The 18,220-nt window shown below is 59.4% G+C and carries 12 protein-coding genes; all 12 read right to left on the bottom strand.

What is annotated here, in order from left to right; all coding sequences use genetic code 11:
* Positions 1–15: 15 nt before the first annotated feature.
* Positions 16–672 carry a TM2 domain-containing protein gene (locus KQI82_RS05695; RefSeq protein ID WP_241426628.1) on the bottom strand — a complete coding sequence of 219 codons (657 nt, stop codon included), beginning with the start codon at positions 670–672 and terminating at the stop codon, positions 16–18.
* 71 nt (positions 673–743) lie between these two features.
* On the bottom strand, positions 744–1,424 hold the full coding sequence (locus KQI82_RS05690; RefSeq protein ID WP_216631902.1) for a TIGR00266 family protein: 681 nt from the start codon (positions 1,422–1,424) through the stop codon (positions 744–746).
* A gap of 88 nt (positions 1,425–1,512) precedes the next feature.
* A complete protein-coding gene (locus KQI82_RS05685) occupies positions 1,513–2,361 on the bottom strand; it encodes a DUF4428 domain-containing protein (protein ID WP_216631901.1) in 849 nt (282 codons plus the stop codon).
* Positions 2,362–2,364: 3 nt separating this feature from the next.
* On the bottom strand, positions 2,365–2,880 hold the full coding sequence (locus KQI82_RS05680; protein ID WP_216631900.1) for a hypothetical protein: 516 nt from the start codon (positions 2,878–2,880) through the stop codon (positions 2,365–2,367).
* A complete protein-coding gene (locus tag KQI82_RS05675) occupies positions 2,877–4,331 on the bottom strand; it encodes an SPFH domain-containing protein (protein ID WP_216631899.1) in 1,455 nt (484 codons plus the stop codon). Before KQI82_RS05675 ends, KQI82_RS05680 begins: the two co-directional genes overlap by 4 nt.
* A gap of 84 nt (positions 4,332–4,415) precedes the next feature.
* On the bottom strand, positions 4,416–5,741 hold the full coding sequence (locus KQI82_RS05670; RefSeq protein ID WP_216631898.1) for a hypothetical protein: 1,326 nt from the start codon (positions 5,739–5,741) through the stop codon (positions 4,416–4,418).
* 4 nt (positions 5,742–5,745) lie between these two features.
* The gene (locus KQI82_RS05665; protein WP_216631897.1) at positions 5,746–6,231 is read right to left on the bottom strand and encodes a DUF6935 domain-containing protein; all 486 of its coding nucleotides are present in this window, start codon (positions 6,229–6,231) and stop codon (positions 5,746–5,748) included.
* A 243-nt stretch (positions 6,232–6,474) separates the two neighbouring features.
* Positions 6,475–6,894 carry a hypothetical protein gene (locus KQI82_RS05660; protein ID WP_216631896.1) on the bottom strand — a complete coding sequence of 140 codons (420 nt, stop codon included), beginning with the start codon at positions 6,892–6,894 and terminating at the stop codon, positions 6,475–6,477.
* Between the two features lie 327 nt (positions 6,895–7,221).
* On the bottom strand, positions 7,222–8,844 hold the full coding sequence (locus tag KQI82_RS05655; RefSeq protein WP_216631895.1) for a helix-turn-helix transcriptional regulator: 1,623 nt from the start codon (positions 8,842–8,844) through the stop codon (positions 7,222–7,224).
* On the bottom strand, positions 8,834–10,168 hold the full coding sequence (locus tag KQI82_RS05650) for an extracellular solute-binding protein (RefSeq protein ID WP_216631894.1): 1,335 nt from the start codon (positions 10,166–10,168) through the stop codon (positions 8,834–8,836). Before KQI82_RS05650 ends, KQI82_RS05655 begins: the two co-directional genes overlap by 11 nt.
* A gap of 145 nt (positions 10,169–10,313) precedes the next feature.
* On the bottom strand, positions 10,314–12,824 hold the full coding sequence (locus KQI82_RS05645; protein WP_216631893.1) for an Ig-like domain-containing protein: 2,511 nt from the start codon (positions 12,822–12,824) through the stop codon (positions 10,314–10,316).
* Positions 12,825–13,373: 549 nt separating this feature from the next.
* The gene (locus KQI82_RS05640) at positions 13,374–18,215 is read right to left on the bottom strand and encodes a dockerin type I repeat-containing protein (protein WP_216631892.1); all 4,842 of its coding nucleotides are present in this window, start codon (positions 18,213–18,215) and stop codon (positions 13,374–13,376) included.
* Between the last annotated feature and the right edge of the window lie 5 nt (positions 18,216–18,220).

The raw sequence follows: 18,220 nt of genomic DNA, 5'->3' as shown, positions 1-18,220 counted from the left end.
CTTCAGGCGGCGGCATTATGCCTTTTGAACGACGTTGCCGTTTTTATCCGTGAATTTCCCGGTGGCGATCTTGACAAGGTCAATGAGCCAGCCGATCCCGAACAGGCCGCCGGTGAAGAGGTAGAGAATGCCCGTGCCGATCTTGCCCGCATAGAAGCGGTGGATGCCCGCGCCGCCAACAAAGATGCACAGCAGCAGGAGGGTCAGCCAGTTCAGGGGCTTATCCGCACCGGGAGCCACCGCAGGCGCCACATAATCGGGAACCGTCTCGTCGGCAAGGATCTTCTTGATGGTGTCGGTCACACCGTCGATATACTGGCCCTGCAGCAGCGGTCTGCTGGCAACGCCCTTGACGCCCTTGCGCATCACGCTGTTTTTGCCGACGTTGATGCCGTTGATCGTGGCGCTGCTGTCCTGCGTGACCGGCGTGATCTTGATGTGCGTGCCGTTCTTGACATGGAGCCAGATGATAACATCAAGGTTTGGTTCCTTCTCAAAGACGACGCGCTCGCCGGGAATACCGCCCTTGACGGAAAACGGCATCTGGAACGCCGCAGCGCGGGCGTTCAGCTTGTCATAGATCTCCTGGATCGTCATTGCGTTGGGGATATCAAATTCGCGGGGGAAGGTTGCGGTCATAGAGTCCTTCAAATTTCCGGTCAGGTTCGCCATAATCGTTTCCTCCTAAAATTTTTGTATTTATATATTGTTGATCCCTTGCAGGTTCCTCCCATGTATTCGGTTTACTTCTTGCCAAAGGTCAAAAACGGCTGGATCGCCGCGGCCACACCGGAGATGGGCATGGTCTGGAGCCAGATCTTGCCGGGGCCGGTAAGAACGGTGTTGAACAGTCCCTCGCCGCCAAGCACCATGTTTTTGAGTCCCTTGACCTGCTGAATGTCCATGGATACGCTCAATTCAAAGCCCATCACATAGCCGGTATCGACCACCATCTGCTCGCCGGGGGCGAGGGTGTATTCCACCAGTTCGCCGTCCACCTCTGCAAAGGCGATGCCGTTGCCGGTAAGCTTCTGCATGATGAAGCCTTCGCCGCCGAAAAAGCCCGCGCCCAGCTTTTGGTTGACGTGCATCGATAGCTGCACCCCCGCCTCCGAGGCAAGGAACGCGCTCTTTTGCAGGATAAAGCTCTTTCCCGGCGTGACCTCCAACGGAAGGATCTGGCCGGGGAAGCTCGAGCCGAAGGTGATCATTCCTTCGCCCCGCGCCGTGTAAATGTTCTGGAACATGCTCTCGCCGGTAAGGGCTTTGGAAAACATCTTTCCGATGCCGCCGCCACCGGTGGTGGTCATCTCCATGTTCGGCGTCATCCACACCATGGATCCCTTTTCGGTGATCATGCTCTCGCCGCTGTTGAGTCTGCACACTACAACGGGGAATGCGCCTCCTTTGAGTTCGTATTGCATAGGGGTACCTCTCTTTCTCGCTTTTGCGGGTCTCATTTATGCTTTCTCCGGCGTTCCGCCCGAGAGCGGCGCGCCGTTCGTCCCCTCATCAGGGCCGGGGGGATCCGCAGTATTCGCAGAATTTGCCCGTGTTGGCGCCGCCGCAGGCGGGACACGTCCAGGGTCCTGCCGCGGGAATGTCCTGTACAGCTTCGTGCATGATGATGTTCTCTTCCAGTGCAGCACCGGCAGGCTGCTTGCCGCCGCTGCGCGCCTGCTCGAGCGCTTGGCAGATCTCGTCGCCCATCTGACGGTACTTGCGGTACTCCGCACAGTCCTCCGGATCGACACGGCTCGCGTTGATCGTCTTGGGGCGTCCCGAGGGGCGATCCATCGGCGCGTGACTCATCGGAGCGCGCTGCGGCAGTTTCTGCGGTTCATAGTACACAGAGCTGCTGTTGAGCGAAAAGCGCATCTCGTCAAAGTAGGGGTGGCGGACGGAGATGACAAGGAAAAAGTCGTAGGAATACTCGTAGCGGGGCGGAACGTAGCTCACGTCCTTGCCGTCTGCGTCCTCGTGTGTCAGCTCCGTGCGGCTCTCATCGATGTCCATTCGGCAGCCGGTGATGGCGTCAAAGTCCAGAATATCGGGGTTGGCCTCCGCCAGATCCCGCGCGCGGGTGACGGTGAACCAGCGGTGATCCTCGTCCAGCAGCACCTTCCGATCCTCGCCGAATGAGCGGGTGGTGCGGAACTGCGCCGCCCTTTCCCGGTTTTCCTCGCGGTAGGCAAGCTGCCCTTTGATGTCCTCCACCGTGGAGCGGCGGCGGTCGCTGAACCACGGCGAAAGCTTTTTCGCGCAGTCCTTGCAGAGATTGCCGTCCTCTAACTTGCGGTTCCCGAGAAGGCCAATCTTCTCGCCGCAGATGTCGCAGTACTTCTTATCAAATAAGCCCATGATCTATTGCTCCTGTTCCTGTGTTTTTTGGAATGTCACCGTTTCTTCGCTCTCGTCCGGCCGTTCCAGCGTCAGCTCCAGCGTTCCGCTGCCCTCGCCGTCCGCTGCCTCATAGCCAAATTCCCTGATCCCGCCAAGCGAGACACCGTCCGGCGTCACAAGCTCGCGCTCCTCCACTTCCAGCTCCGTCCAGACGACCTTGCCCGGCCGGAGATAGGTAAAATGCAGTGGGGATGTCAGGACGGCTTCGCCGTCCGCGCGGAGAACGATGCCGCTCTCTTCGCCGATGCTCGCCTGCCAGCGGCCATCCGCGCTTTCCCACGCTCCCTCCAGCACGGGCCAGAGTGCGTCGTTGTCCACATAGGTGTGGTCGCCGTCCAGCAGGAATGCGGCATCCGGATTTTCCATGCCGTCGCCCCCGTCCATAATCTGATCTGTGACAAAGTGCTTATATAGCCCGGAAAGGGCTATACCCACGAGTATCCCCGCCAGAAGGATCCAGATCATCCGGCGTTTCATTCAACGATGTCCCCATCGTCAAAGGGATCGCCGCACTCGGGGCAGAACTTGGGGGGATGCTTGGGGTCGGCAGGCTCCCAACCGCACTTGTCACATTTATACTGGGGGACGCCGGCGGGCTTTTTCGCGCCGCACTCAGAGCAGAACTTGCCCTTGTTCACCGCGCCGCAGGCACACGTCCAGCCGTTGTCCGCGACGGCGGGCTTGGGACTGCCGCACTCGGGGCAGAACTTGCCGGTGGCGGTGGCACCGCAGGCGCACTTCCAGCTATCGCCGGCGGGCTTGGGCTCAGGCTTCTTGCTGCCGCAGTTGGGGCAGAAGTTGCCGGTGATGCCGCTCTGGCCGCAGCTGCAAGTCCAGCCCTGTACGGCGGGGGCCGGAGCGGGAGTGGGCTGCGCCGCCTGCTGCTGCATCTGCATCTGTTGCTGCTGCATCTGTTGCTGCTGACCCATCTGGAAGAGGTTCTGCGCGTTCATGCCGCCCGCCTGACCTGCCATACCCATACCCATAAAGGCCATGGCGGGGCCTGCGCCGGTGTTGGCGGCCGCCGCCTTCATCGCATCGCCCTGCGAGCCGACAAGGTGCGCCGCCGCGCGGGTGGGATCCATGAAGGCCGCGTTGCGCTGCAGCTCCTTGATCATCTGCTCGTCTTCCTCGTTGGCCTTCACACTGGAAACGCCGAAGGAAACGATCTCCATGCCGCGCAGATCCCGCCACTTTCCGGAAAGCTGCTCATTGAGGGCGTCCGCCAGCTCCAGGGTATGGCCGGGCAGGGCGGAGTAGCGGATCCCCATTTCGCTGATCTTTGCAAACGCGGGCTGAAGCGCGGTCAGCAGCTCAGTTTTCATCTGGCCCGCGATATTCTCGGTCTTATAGTCCTCGCTGACGTTGCCGCAGACGTTGGTGTAGAACAGCAGCGGGTTTTTCAGGCGGATGCTGTACTCGCCGAAGCAGCGGATGCCGATGTCGAGATCGATGCCCGCACGCTGATCCACCACGCGGAAGGGAACGGGACTGGGCGTGCCGTACTTGTTGCCCGTCAGCTCCTTGGTGTTGAAGTAGTAGATGCGCTGATCCTTGGGGGCTTCGCCGCCAAAGGTGAAGCGCTTGCCGATGTTGGCGAACACGTCCTTGACGCCATCGCCCAGATCACCGGAGAAGATGCTCGGCTCGGTGGACATATCGTAGGTGTATTCGCCGGGCTCTGCGCACACATCGACCACCTTGCCCTGCTCCACGATGAGCATGCACTGGCCGTCCGCAATGGCGATCACGCTGCCGTTGGTGATGATGTTGTCGTCGCCCTTGGTGTTGCTGGAGCGGCCTGTGACCTTTTTCCTGCCCTTGACCGCCAGTACATCCGAGGGGATGGCTTCGCAATAGAAGTATTCTTTCCACTGGTCGGCCAGCACGCCGCCGGCTGCGCCCAATGCCGCTTTAATGAGTCCCATAGTTCCTGTCTCCTTTTCTGTTTGGTTTTGTTTGAAATGGTTTTCTTGCAATGACTGCCGCTTCGCCGTCAGGGCGGCGGGACACTATTCTGCCTCCGTCAGGAAGGTGTCTCCGCTGACAAAAAACGGATCCTGATCCGTAATGGGCCAGGTAAACCAGCTCTCGTCCCAGGGCCGCTTCATGAACAGACACAGCTTTGCCGTTTCCTCCGGAATCGTAAGAGAGAACCACTGGGGTTCGTTGATTCGGATCGTTCCCTCATACAGTACCGTATCCGTGATCCACTCACCCAGTGTGCCGTCCTCATTCTGCTCGGCTCTGCCCGTGCAGAACTGGATATCCGTCTCATACCAGCGTCCCACCAGCAGCAGCTTGTTCTGCCCGCCTTTCTCCAGCGCGGTCATGGGGATCGCCGCAAGCGGCTGCGCCACCTCCGCAGGCGGGTCGCGCCAGTAAAACATCAGAGACTTATCGGGTTCGTCCGCCAGGGCCAGCGTCAGCGTCTCCGGCAGGAGGCTCTCTTCGCGGGTATAGATAGCGGTGCGGGCTGCCGGCGCGTTGTCCAGCTCATAGTATTGCCGGAGGTACAGGGTGTTCCGGTCCGTCAGGGTGACATAGTACTCCGTCTCAGAGTCTTCGGCGTAGAGCCGAGCGGACCAAAGCTCGTTGGGAAGGCCGTACATCAGCGGCTCATCCAGCTTTTCCGTCAGCAGGTTCTTCTCTGTCTCGTATTCCGGAGCGTCCGTATCCAAAAGCCGGGCGTTGTGGTAGTCTGCATGCAGGGTATAGCCGCCCTCATCGTCGGACCACCAGCGCTCAATGTCCAGCAAAGAGGCCATGTGCATCTCCTCCGGGCTGAACTCGTCGCCCTCCACTTCACCGGCGCTCATCCGCCAGGTTCCCTCCAGATCCGCCATACAGAGCTCCCCGCCGGAAGCCGGCCGTTCCGCCGGCTCAAAATAGAAGCGGTTCCCGTAAGGGGTTTCCAGCATCACGGAGCCATCCTTCTCCTTGCGTCCGTCCATGGAGATAAAGCTTCCGTCAAGGTCTTCTCCGGTCAGCCGCAGGGCATTGTCCGCCCCCAGCCACCATTCGGCGTTTATCAGGTAGGAGGCGTAGCCAAAGCCCAACACCTCCCGGAACAGCGCGGTTCCGTCCTCATTGAGATAGAGGTCCGCCCACCATTTCTCAGTGGGCATGGCGCTGACCTCCGTGCGGCCGAAGGAGGGGTTGTAGGACTCGTGCCGCACGGCGGTCCAATAAGTGGTGTCAAGCGGCGCAGGTATCGGCGGCGAGCTGCTGCCTCCCCCACTGGAGGTGGGATCGGTGGGGTCCGGCCGGCTGCCGCAGGCGCTCAGGCTGAGTGCCAGCAGCAGCGCCAGCACCAGCGTCAAACATCTCTTTCCCATCGCGTCATGCCCACGGGTCCTGCGCGGCGGGGATGCGGATGCCGCTCAAGGGGCTGGAATACTCCCACAAAAACCATTCCCCGGTAGAGGGCTTCTGCCGCAGCTTGATGGGACGGGGAGAATCCGCGCCTGCCGTCCTGAGAAATAGCCGGAGATAGCCCGGCTCCATGTCCTGGGGGCGGGGATCCGGCAGGACGTTCAGCACATAGGGCTGCGCGGGGGTATAGCTGTTTTCCGGCGCTGCGCCCTCAAAGTAGGCCAGAGGCAGATACTCCTTGCCCCGCAGACGGTCCCGCAGGAATTGGGTGTCGTAGGGCGTCATGGGGCGCGGTCCGCGCAGAATGTCCATGGCGGCCACACCCGCGTCCTTGTCCTTTATGTATAGGTTCAATGCGCACAGGAAGCATGCGCAGACCTGCTCGGGCGTCTGCCGGGGCAGGGCCTCAAATTCCGCGAGCGTCGTGGGGAGAGATCGCATCGTTACCTGCATGGATAAGCTCAGTCCTTTCCTAATGATCTGTTTCTAACTAAGGCAATACCGCATAATTGGACAAGAGCGATTTGTGAGTCAATTTTGCGTGCTGACGAGGCGCGGTTTTGCGGTAATACTTGATGTATTACCGTGAAATCGCAACAAAGTCAGGGTGCAAAATTTCCACAAAGCGCCGCAGCTCTAATTGTGCGGTGTTGCCCTAAGAATCTTCTGACCGTTTTTCTCTTGTTCGTCTTTATTTTAGTCATCTCCTTCTGTCGAATCGTCGTATGGTGTTTCTGGGTGGGTCTTCTGCGATGATGAGACATTGCCGGCTACAATGTCGCCGCGTACCTTCAGCTTTCCGGCGCAGGCAGTGCATAAATCCAGATCCTCGCAGATCAGGAAGCAGCGGTCGCACACAAGCCTTCCGCAGACAGGGCACCGGCTGAAGATCTCTGAGGCTTCCGCCGCGGCCTTTTCCCGTGCAGCCGCCCGTTCCCGCTCGTAGAGCGTCCGGAACACCGCACGCATCCCCTCTGTCTCCGGCTCCGTGCCGGCCTTGGAAAAGCGGACGGGGCTGCTGTGCCATGTTCTGCCGCACTCCTGACAGCGAAGGAGAAAGCGAAACTCCCCTATGGTAGAGCAGTCTCCCATCGCCTCCTTTATGACCTGCTTCATGTGTAGTCCCTCCTCTCCGGCAGTTCTCCCGATTGCGGCTTTGTTGATTCTATCTCTACCAGTTTTCGCAGGAAAAAAATATAGGCCTAAGTCCTGTTTTGGGGCAAAACCCGCAAAAATAGGACTCGGTCATAGACGAAATGCACAAAAGAAAGTGTGCTTGTTGGATATTTTCGACAAAAGAAAGACGGAGGACGGTTTTTCCGTCCTCCGTCTTTTGATAGAGATGTTCGCCCTTTGGGTAGGTGCTGCGGCACGGGAAAAACAGCCCCGTCCGTTATCGATATGAAAAAGGCTGCCAACCGGCAGCCTTTTTCATCGGTGCGATCATTTACCGCCGCCCTGCAGCATCTCCTCCAGCCGTCCGCAGCGCTTGAGAATGTCGAGATACGCCTTGAGCGCGTCGTAGGAATCCACTCCCAGCTTGCTGTAGATGTGGCTGTTGTGCCCCTTGACCGTACCCGCACTGATAAACAGCAGGTCGGGAATATCCTTAACGCCGTAGCCCTCGGCATAGTAACGCAAGATGATGCGCTCGGTACTCGTCAGCCCGCGCGAGCGGTCAATGAGTTCGCTGATGAGGTTCTCGACCTGCATTGGCAGGGCGTCGTCCGGCCGGCTCTCGCGCAGCTGGCTATGGAAGTAGGCGGTCAGTTCGTCGATCTCCCGAATGCCGGTGGGCTTCCAGTCCTGCTCGCAGCTTCTGGCCGCCTCAAAGCCCTGCGTGATGGGCATGGTAAAGCGGCGGGCGAGAACGGCGGTCAGCGCCAGCATGGCGGCGAGGAAGGCGAGCGAGCCGAGCACCCAGCCGATGCGCGCGGCCTGCGCGTGGTGGCGATATCCGCTCTCGGGCACCAGTGTTACCGCCGCGAGCGGATAGCCGTCCGCCAGCCGCCCGGGAACGATCTGGTATTTGCCGAGATAGGTCGTGTCGTTCCACGCAAAGGTGTCGTAATCGCGCCCTTCCTTGATCTTCATCGTGCCGGAAGCGGAAAGATTCGTCCCCTCCGTGCTGCCCAGCATCGCCTTATCGAGAAGGAGCGTATCGCCGTTGATTGGCGCGAGCAGCATGATGAAGCTGCCGTAGGAACTGGAAACGACGCTGTGGGAAAGGCTGAAGTAGAGGTCGCTCAGCTCCATACCGCAGATGCCGCGCACATGGCCTGCGCCGTCCCGCACGGGCACACACAGCAGCGTCACATTTTCCCATGTGTCGAGCAGCGGCACGCGCTCTGTCCAGAGGCAGCCGCCGGAAAGGCGCTCGCCCGTCCATGCCATCACCTGCTTATAGCCGGGGATCAGGGACGTGTCCAGCTCCGGATTCCAGCGGTTATGGAGCTGCAAGCCGCTTTCGCGCGCGGCGTCCACCGTGCCGCGGAAGTAAGCCGTGTTGCCGCTTGGTGGGATGGAGCGGAGGCTTGAATAGCGCAGGTATACGCCCATGCGGTGATTCTCCGCATCGGGCAGCGAAGTGTTGGCGGTCGCGTCAAGGCAGAAGTAAACACCGCTGCAGGTGCTGCCTTCCATGGCGGTCTTCAGCGTGGGGATCAGGTTTTTTTCCAGCTGCGCAATGAGGGTAGGGTCGTCGTTCAGTGCGTCAAAGGGAAGGTTCCTGCGGGCGAGAAAGCCTTCCAGCTCCCCGCTGACGGCCTCGGACAGTTCGATGCCGCGCGCGGTGAGCGCGTCCATCTGGGCGCTGAACAGCGCAGCGGTGTTCTTCTGCTGCAGGGTCGTTGTTTCGCCGAACTGCCGTGCCGTGCGGGACAGAACGCCCGTTACGCTCAGCAGGAACAGCGCGGCAGACAGCGTTGCGAGCGCCATGCAGAGCCAGTACAGCACCAGACGACTGCCAATGCTGCGGCTACTGCGCGTCGTGTCGGCAGCCGGATGTCGATTTCCGCGCGTCAGCATGGCGATCTCTCCTTTCTGCTGCGGCATGTCACTTGCCATAATTCTTCTCAAAATCCTCCATCGTGGAGCGCACGAGCGTGTCGAGCGTATCCTCGCCCTGCTCGAGATACTGCGCCCGCCCCGCCGTCAGGCGCAGGCGCACGGCTTTTTCAAAGCGGGTCTCAAGATCGAGATAATCCTCCCGCTGCGGCGGGGTGTAGAAGGTGTAGTCCTGCCGCGTGCGCAAAAATGCTTCATAGAGCGAAACGTACATAGGGTCGCTCAGCGTTTTGATCGCATCGGGCAGATAATCGTCGAAGCCCTCCTTTGTCACGGGCATGTAGCCAAGCTCCGTGACAAAGTCCACATTCCGCTTCGGCTCGGTGAGCCACTTGAGGAAGGTCATGCAGGCCTTTTCACGCTCGGGCGACGATTTCACGGTACAAAGCCCCGCGCCGCGCTGCATGACGAGCTTTTCCCCGCCTTCAAAGGTGGGGCAGGGGAGCGAGATGATCTCCACCTGCTCGGTGCTGTTGTCGGGATAGGTCACTACATTGGAATAGTAAAGAACGCTTGCCGAGGACGCGACCGACACGATGGCGTCGCCCGTGCGCAGGGGCTCAGTCGCATAGCCGCTGCCCAGCCACAGCCCGCCGGTCAGCGCGGCTCTGGCGTAGGGCTCCCATGCGTAGGCGAATTTGGGGCCGAAGGCAATGCCGTTCTTGTCGAAAAAGTCCTCGCCCAGCGATTCCACCCCCACCTGGAAATAGTTGAAGTGGTAGTCGTGAACGAAGAAGCACTTGCCGCCCGACCAGTCCGCATACCGCTCGGCGAGGGCATACAGCCCTTCCCAGGTGGAAAGATCATCGATGCTGGCGCCCGTGGCGGCGGCAAAGCGGTCGAAAGCAGTCTTATTAACGTACAGGATTTCCGTGGATTTGGCGATGGGCAGCACCGCAAGGCGGCCGTTCACCGTGCCCTCTTCCAGAAATTCCGGCAAAAAGGCATCCAGTTCCTCATCGGAGAAATAGTCGTGATAGTCCACCAGAATGTCTTCATCGGGCAGGGCCAGCACGGTTTTGGGATAGGAAATGAACAGATCGGGCAGCTCGGACGCGCCGGGATCGTCGTAGGCGGCGGCAAGCACGCTCTCGTGGATGACATTGGTATTGCTGACGCTGTCCACCCGCACGCGGATGTTCTGCTCCTGCCCGACAGTGCGGTTGAACTCCTCCACCAGCGCGTTCATGGGCGAGTTCACCTCACCTCCGTAAACATGCCAGAGGGTGACGGTGACGGGGTCTCCGTTGGTTTCCCCACAAGCGGCGAGGCACAGCACAAGACCGGCGGCCAGCGCCGCCAGCAGGAAGATTCGTTTTTTCATGGATATGCCTCCTCGCTCGGTGGGAAGGGATTCATTCTTCACGCCCATTTTTTTCTTCATAAGCGTTTCCTTTCAAGGGGGAAAAGGCGCGGCGGCGATGCCGCCGCGCCTTTCGGTGCTTTGCTTGCGCGTTATTCCCGGAGGATCACTTCATCGCGCGGTACAGGAACGTCACGATCTGGGCTCTCGTGCAGTTGTTGCCGGAACCGAACAGGCCGTTGCCGATACCGCCGGTAACGCCGTTCTTCTCCGCCCAGGTGACCGCTGCCGCATAGTAAGCGTCAGCTGCCACATCGGTGAAGGCGGAATTGCCGCTGACAGCAGGGCTGCCGTTGGCACGCCACAGGAAGGTGACGATCTGAGCGCGGGTGCAGGAAGCGTTGGGGCTGAAAGCGGTGTCGCTTGTGCCCTTGGTGATGCCCTGCTCCACAGCCCACAGCACCGCGTCATAGTAGTAGCTGCCCGCCTTCACATCGGTAAAGGGCATGGCGCTGGACTTGGGGGCGGGGGAACCGGCGGCTCTCCACAGGAAGGTGACCGCCTGGGCACGGGTGCAGATGCCGTCAGGAGTAAAGGTGGTGGCGCTGGTGCCGGTGGTGATGCCCTTATCCACGGCCCAGATCACAGCGTCCTCATAGTAGCTGCCTTCGGGGACATCGGTGAAGGGGTGGTCGATGACGGGAGCCTCGGCCTTGAAGGTGGCCTGGACGGTGACCTTACTGGCGGGCATGGTGAAGGTGAACTTGCCGCCCTTTTCGGTGAGCTTGATCTCCTTGTCCTTGCTGTCCAGCACGGTGATGTCGTCCAGCACATAGCCCTTATCGGGGGCCACAGTCAGGGTGATGGTGGTGCCCTTGGAGGCGCTCTTGCGGTTGGCGGACACATCGCCGTTTTTGGCGTCCTTCACGGTGATGGCGTAGGTGGTGACGCTGCTGCCGCCGCCACCGCCGCCGGAAGAACCGCTATCGCTATTTTTCACGGTCACGGCGCAGGAAGCAGACTGCTCACCAGCCTTGGCGGTGATGGTCGCGGTACCCGCCTTAACAGCGGTCACCTTGCCGTTTTCAACGGTTGCAACGGTTTCGTCGCTGGAGGTCCAGGTCACCGTCTTGTCTTCAGCGTTGTCAGGCTTGACGGTTGCAGTCAGGGTCTCATTCTTGCCGACCTCCAGGGTCAGAGCGGTCTTGTTCAGCTCGATGCTCGCCACGGGAACGGGGGTAGGAGTTGCTTCGTTCACGGTCACGGCGCAGGAAGCAGACTGCTCACCAGCCTTGGCGGTGATGGTCGCGGTACCCGCCTTAACAGCGGTCACCTTGCCGTTTTCAACGGTTGCAACGGTTTCGTCGCTGGAGGTCCAGGTCACCGTCTTGTCTTCAGCGTTGTCAGGCTTGACGGTTGCAGTCAGGGTCTCATTCTTGCCGACCTCCAGGGTCAGAGCGGTCTTGTTCAGCTCAATGCTTGCCACGGGAACGGGGGTAGGAGTTGCTTCGTTCACGGTCACGGCGCAGGAAGCAGACTGCTCACCAGCCTTGGCGGTGATGGTTGCGGTACCCGCCTTAACAGCGGTCACCTTGCCGTTTTCAACGGTTGCAACGGTTTCGTCGCTGGAGGTCCAGGTCACCGTCTTGTCTTCAGCGTTGTCAGGCTTGACGGTTGCAGTCAGGGTCTCATTCTTGCCGACCTCCAGGGTCAGAGCGGTCTTGTTCAGCTCAATGCTTGCCACGGGAACGGGGGTAGGAGTTGCTTCGTTCACGGTCACGGCGCAGGAAGCAGACTGCTCACCAGCCTTGGCGGTGATGGTTGCGGTACCCGCCTTAACAGCGGTCACCTTGCCGTTTTCAACGGTTGCAACGGTTTCGTCGCTGGAGGTCCAGGTCACCGTCTTGTCTTCAGCGTTGTCAGGCTTGACGGTTGCAGTCAGGGTCTCATTCTTGCCGACCTCCAGGGTCAGAGCGGTCTTGTTCAGCTCAATGCTTGCCACGGGAACGGGGGTAGGAGTTGCTTCGTTCACGGTCACGGCGCAGGAAGCAGACTGCTCACCAGCCTTGGCGGTGATAGTCGCGGTACCCGCCTTAACAGCGGTCACCTTGCCGTTTTCAACGGTTGCAACGGTTTCGTCGCTGGAGGTCCAGGTCACCGTCTTGTCTTCAGCGTTGTCAGGCTTGACGGTTGCAGTCAGGGTCTCATTCTTGCCGACCTCCAGGGTCAGAGCGGTCTTGTTCAGCTCGATGCTTGCCACAGGAACGGGGGTAGGAGTTGCTTCGTTCACGGTCACGGCGCAGGAAGCAGACTGCTCACCAGCCTTGGCGGTGATGGTCGCTTCGCCGGGGGCTACTGCAGTTACCTTACCGGTGGAATCAACGGTTGCTACTTCCGGTTTGTTGGAAGACCAAGCCACTGTATCAGTCGTGTCGGACGGGGTGACAGTTGCCGTCAGAGTTTCGGTTGCACCGGCCGTCAAAGTCAGTTCATCCTTGTTGAGGCTGATACCGGTTGCCGGCGTGGGCGCGGCGGTGACGGTGACGATAGCGGGGGTAATGGTATACTGAATATCCGTCAGGTCATCATCTTGTTCATACCATGTGTCAATCTGAAGAGTAACGGTTTGATCTCCCGTAGCATCAGCGTTGACTGTACAGGTAAAAGTAAGAAGCAAAGTGTCGGTGGTAGATGTATAACCCGCATTTAAACGACCCGCATCAAACGTGTCCAGTTTGAGTGTTTTTAAGTTGAAAGTGGGGGGATCGTCTGTGCCCATTGTCTGCTGAAGATCTTCCGGAACTGTACCGGATGTAAGTGTAAGACCATCTGAAAGCTTTAAGAACGCAGACAAGTTACACATATTGGTAACAGGCCCCATCTTAAGGGTATAAGTGATTTCTTCATTGGGTTTTACATTTGTTTTGTCTGTCGATATCGTCAGCATGGAATTTTGCACAGCCAATACAGGCATTGCATTCGCCAACATTGTAAAGACCATGACGAAACAAAGCAGCAGAGATTTGATTCGCTTGCTCATGACCAAGTTCCTCCTTTAAAATACATTTGCGGGACATCATTTTTACACCAATTCCGAAGTCTCGCTTAGTTTCGAAAGCGGCGACACAGATTTCTCTGTGATTTTTATATTCTTAATCCTTCTTTCCCGCCCCATATGGCGTATGGGGCGGGAACATCGGTTTAAGACGATTTGTGGTATCCCACTTTACCAAAGCGGTCTTGACCCATCCAGATGACGGTTAATTTGTGTCCTGTCTTTGGCATTGACCACTCCATTCCCGTCAATGTCGCCGCAAAGGAATTGATAATCGCTCAAAGGCCGCGAGTTTTCCAAGTGCCGATTTATGAATGTTCTATCCTTTGCATCCAGTTTCCCGTCTCCCGTTACATCTCCCTTGAGGTGAATCTTCACATCCTGGGTCACCGCTTCCGTGCCTACCGTGATGGTGTACTCACGGGTGACGTGATTTTGCTTGATGACCCTCATGGTGTAGGTGCCGGTGGGAACATCGGAGAAGGCGTAGGGGGCGGTGAACTTATTGCCGCTCTGGGTGCCGCCGGAGACCTGAACTTCATATGCCGCCTCGGAGGCGCCCTGCTCAATGAGCTGGATGGTCACGGGGTCGGTGTCGGAGTTGAAGCTCTCCACATTGCCGGAGACGCCGTAGCCCACGATCTCCGTTTCCGGGAAGGTGTAGACGCCCTGGGCCGCGGTGGTGTTGATGGGCACTTCAAGGTCATTGACCTTGAGGGTAAAGGCCTCGTTGTTCAGCCGCCCCATGCCCTCGGTAACGGCAAGCTCGAAGTAAACGCTGTAGGTCTTGCCGCCGAGGAACTTACCGTCCGCCGTGAGGCCGTTTTCAGGCGTGCATTCCTCGTTCTCGTCCAGCTGGCCGTTTCCGTTTGCATCAATGAACCATGTGAGTTTGCGGACGTAAACGCCGTGGTTGACGATCTCCTCGCTCTCGCCGGTGCGGGTCACGCCCGTGACGATGGCGTCGGACGCGACGGCGGCCTTCTCGCCCGTGACGGGCGCGGCCACCGTGACGGTGGCGGTGTTATACGCGGGCTGTCTGTCCGAAACGATGTAGTAGGTGGCTCTCAGCTTGCCGGGCGAGTAGCCGAGGAACTGGTAGCCGTACACATCGTCATACACATCGGCCTGCGAGAACGTGCCGTTGTCCGAGGGATGGAGCAGCTGCACCTTGTAGCCGTTGATGACGAGCGCGGTGTTGGGCTCGAAGTAATACTTCGTGCCGTCTGCCGCAACGCCCGCCGTGATGACCAGCTCGCTGATGTAAGTGCCCGCCTCGTAGCGCTGGCGCATGAGGTCGGCGTCGGGGCGCGGATTGCTGCCGTCATAGAGCACGTCATACCACGAGCCGGGATTATTGAAGCTGGTCGCGCTGTCCTTGTCGGCATACAGCACCGGCGCGTAGGCCGTGCCCGTGCCCGTCACATCGGGAACCTTGGAGACCTTGCTCTCGCTCGAGAGCAAGGGGTAGCCGCCCGCGGTGAAGATATTCTCAATGGTGTTGATGCGGACATTCAGCATATCATTGCGGTAGTTCGAGGGGAGCGTGCCGCCGTAGCGCGGGTCGCCCTCCATGGGCTCATCGGTGGTGAGGAAGACGGTGTTCAGATAGATCGTGCCGCCGGTGGGGTCCTTCAGGCAAGGCTCCTCGTAGGCGTAGTACAGCGTTGCGTTGGCGGGCGTGACGTACGAGCCGTTATAGTACTCGCCGCCCTCCTCACAGCCCTTGAAAATGGCGCTGTCAAGGGAGCTGTCGCCGGGGATGCTGCACTGGATGACCTTGCTGTTGGCCTTCTTGTACCAGGAATCGCCGCTGATGTACGAGGTGTACAGGACGAACTGGTAGCCCTCCTTGGGCTTGATCTCAAAGGTCGCGGTGAACTTGTCGTTGTACTGCACGGGGTCGGTGAGGCGGTTGATGATGCCGGTTTCGGCGTGCTGGCCCTTGATGGTTCTGACCACGGCGCTCATGTACTTGTTGTTCGTGTTCTCCACCCATGTGCCGTTGTAGCAGCGCACGCTCGTAATGGGCATCTCCACCGTTTCGTAGGTCTTGCCGCCGGCAGCCGCCGCGCCGAAGTTGGGCTCGCCCATGCGGAAGCCCTCGATGGGGATGATGACCTTGACATAGCGCGTATAGTCCGCGCCGCTGCCGGAGTATTTCATGCGGACGAGCGCCGTGCCGGGGCTATGCGCCGTCAGCTTGCCGGTGCTTTCCTCGATGGTTGCAATTTCCCGGTCGCTGTCCACGTACCACTTGACCGTGGGGCTGCGCGGGAGGGTGGCATTCGGCTGAATGGGCTGGCAGCCGAGTTTGATGATGTTCGTATTGCCGGGCATGGTGTAGCTCGGCGCGTTGGCGGCCGTTGTGCCGCCGCCGTTGGTGATGTTCTCGCTGCCCACCATCACGTCAACGCCGGTGGCGCGCTTGTCGATCTGAATCGTGCAGGGCGCGCTGTAGATATATTTTGTTTTATCGTTCTCGGTATAGGGCACCTTGAGCATGAAGCGGTACGTGCCGGGGACGAATTTATCGTCGTCAGCTTCGCCGATCCGCTTTATTCTCGTCAGATCGAAGGTCGCTGTGCCCGTGGAATCGAAGAAGATGCGATCGCCCGTCTGCGTATAGTTGCCGTAATAGATGCTCCGGCAGCTGACCTCATTGCCGGTCGTTTTTCCCCACGCGCCTTCGGGCACGCCGTCGCGCTGGAGGACGATATCCGCATAAAAGCTGTTTTTCCAGTCGGCATCGCCGAGGTTGAACTTGGCCGTCAGCGTGCAGCCGGTCTCGTTGTACACGGTGCTGTCCTTGCTCGCCGTCAGCGAGACCTCGCGGGCGCTGGCATCGTAGGTCCTGCCGACCACCGTGATGGGCGCCGCGGAATAACTCTTCACGTTTTTGAAGTTCATCATTACGCGGTAGTCGCCGGAGCGGTAGGTGGCAAGCTTGCCGTCGGCGCTGTTGATCCACACGCCGGGGACGCTGCTGGACTGCTGATAGCCCGTCCCCGTGCTGGTCACGATGACATCCTTCCACTCGCCGCCGGAGCGGTACTGCCACACATAGTCGTTGGTGGTCCTGCCGGCGCTTGTCAGGTAAGATGTACTGGTATAGGGCCGCAGGTAGACAAAATCGAGAGCGCCGTTCTCTTTTTTGGGGCAGTTGACCTTGTCTTTCTCGCGCCAGCTGTAATTCTTCCCCGAGTCGGTGCTTGCGTAGATGCGCGGGAAGACATAGACCTTCCTGGTCATGCCGAGGTTATAGGGGATGCCATTGCTTTCAAAGTCGAACTCGCAGCGCAGGGACTGCTCGCCCTCCGGCAGCGACGCGAAAAAGCTCTGACCCCAGCCGGTGATGGCGCTGGCGTTCGATCCAGAGGTGATATGGATGTCTTTTTCTGCCTCTGTGACCTCCTGCCCGTCCACATAGTAGATAAAGCGGAAGTTACCGTAGTCGAGGCTCGTGATGTGCGAGAAGTTCGTGGAGTTCGTCACCGTGGGCCTCATGATGAAGTCTGCCGTGTCGCCATCCGAGGAGTCGGCCTGCCAGACCTCGCCCGTCATCGTGATGCCGCTCATGTCCACCACGTCCTTCATGAAGCTCCACTCGTTGTAGTACGAGGCGGTGTATTCCTGCGTGGTGCTGAGCGTCTCGCTCACGGTGCAGCGCAGCGTGTAGGGCTTGAGGAAGTCGAGCTTGAGCTCGCCGCCGCTCTTGGCCTTAAAGTCGCTCACCTTCACCGTCCGGCTGGGCTGCGTGCCCGGCGTGAACACATCCGCGATCTCGTCGGATACGCGCTTGCCGTCCTTGTCGTAGATGGCGAAGATATAATATGGGGTGTAGCCCGTGCCGGTCGTGCCGAGGTACTGCTGCTCAAAGAGCTTGCCCCACGAGTTGTCCTCGGTGTAATAGGGGGTGTACCCGGTCAGCCTGACCGTGCCGCTGCCCTCGATGTTGGGGTTATAGATGTTGCTGTTGGTGGTGGCGAGCTTGACATAGTTCGTCTTGACGTTGGTGGGCGGGGAGACCGTGGCGCTGTGGGAGCCTGTGGACAGCTTCGCGCCCGGATAGAGGTGCTCCTCCTTCACGTTCACATCGCCGTATCTTCCTTCTTCATAAACATAATGCGGCGAAGAATGCGCTGCACCGGGATACCTGCCGCAGTGCTCCTTGTCGATCTTGCGGGTCTCAAAGTAGCCGCCGCGGATGCTTACGCTGGGCGGCTGATAGTCGCGGCAACGCAGCGCGTTTGCACCGCCGAGGCCGAGGATGCGGCCGCCGTTGATGACCACAGTGCCGCTGTTCCAAGCATAAATAGCGTCCCGGTAATCGCCGCGGCCGCAGACCGAGCCGCCGTTCATGATCAGCGTGCCGCCATCGACATCAATGCCCGTGGCGTAGAGCTGCTGGCGCACATAGCCGGTATAGTAGTCGGCACTACCGGCGGCATGGGAATAGGTTACCCAGACCTGCTTGGAGCGGCCGCCGTCCAGCTCGCCGCCGTTGAGGATCATCGTGCCCTCCACATGGAACAGGTTGCGAATGGCTCTAAACTTGACCTGACCACCTTCGCTGTTGCAACTCTGATCCATGTCCAGGTATCCGTCGTAGTGGATTCTGCCGCCGCCGCGGGAGTCGCAGACCACGATGGTGGAGCCTTCCGGCACCTCGAACAGCGTCAGCTCTTTTCCCCCGTCTCTATTGACATCGACGGAATAGCCGTTCAGGTCAAGGTACTTGGTTCCCTTGACGGTGATGCCTTCAAAACTGTCATCGTCCAGTGAAATGTTGCCGGTCAGCCGCATGTACCAGGTGTTGTTTTCGTCCTTGAGGTATTCCTTCAATGCGGCAACGCCATACGGGCCGTAAAGCTCGACCCAGCCGTTGTTGGAGTGGGGAGTGTTCGGGTTGGGCGTCGGCAGATAGGCCTCGGCCGTGGTGCTCAGGCCCGTGGGGATGAGGGTCAGCATCAGCGCCAGCGTTAAAAACAGAGATGTGATTCGTTTTCGCATCCGTG

Source organism: Dysosmobacter acutus (genome assembly GCF_018919205.1).
In the GTDB taxonomy this organism is placed as follows: Bacteria; Bacillota; Clostridia; order Oscillospirales; family Oscillospiraceae; genus Oscillibacter; species Oscillibacter acutus.
This window is presented reverse-complemented; position numbering and strand designations above follow the sequence as displayed.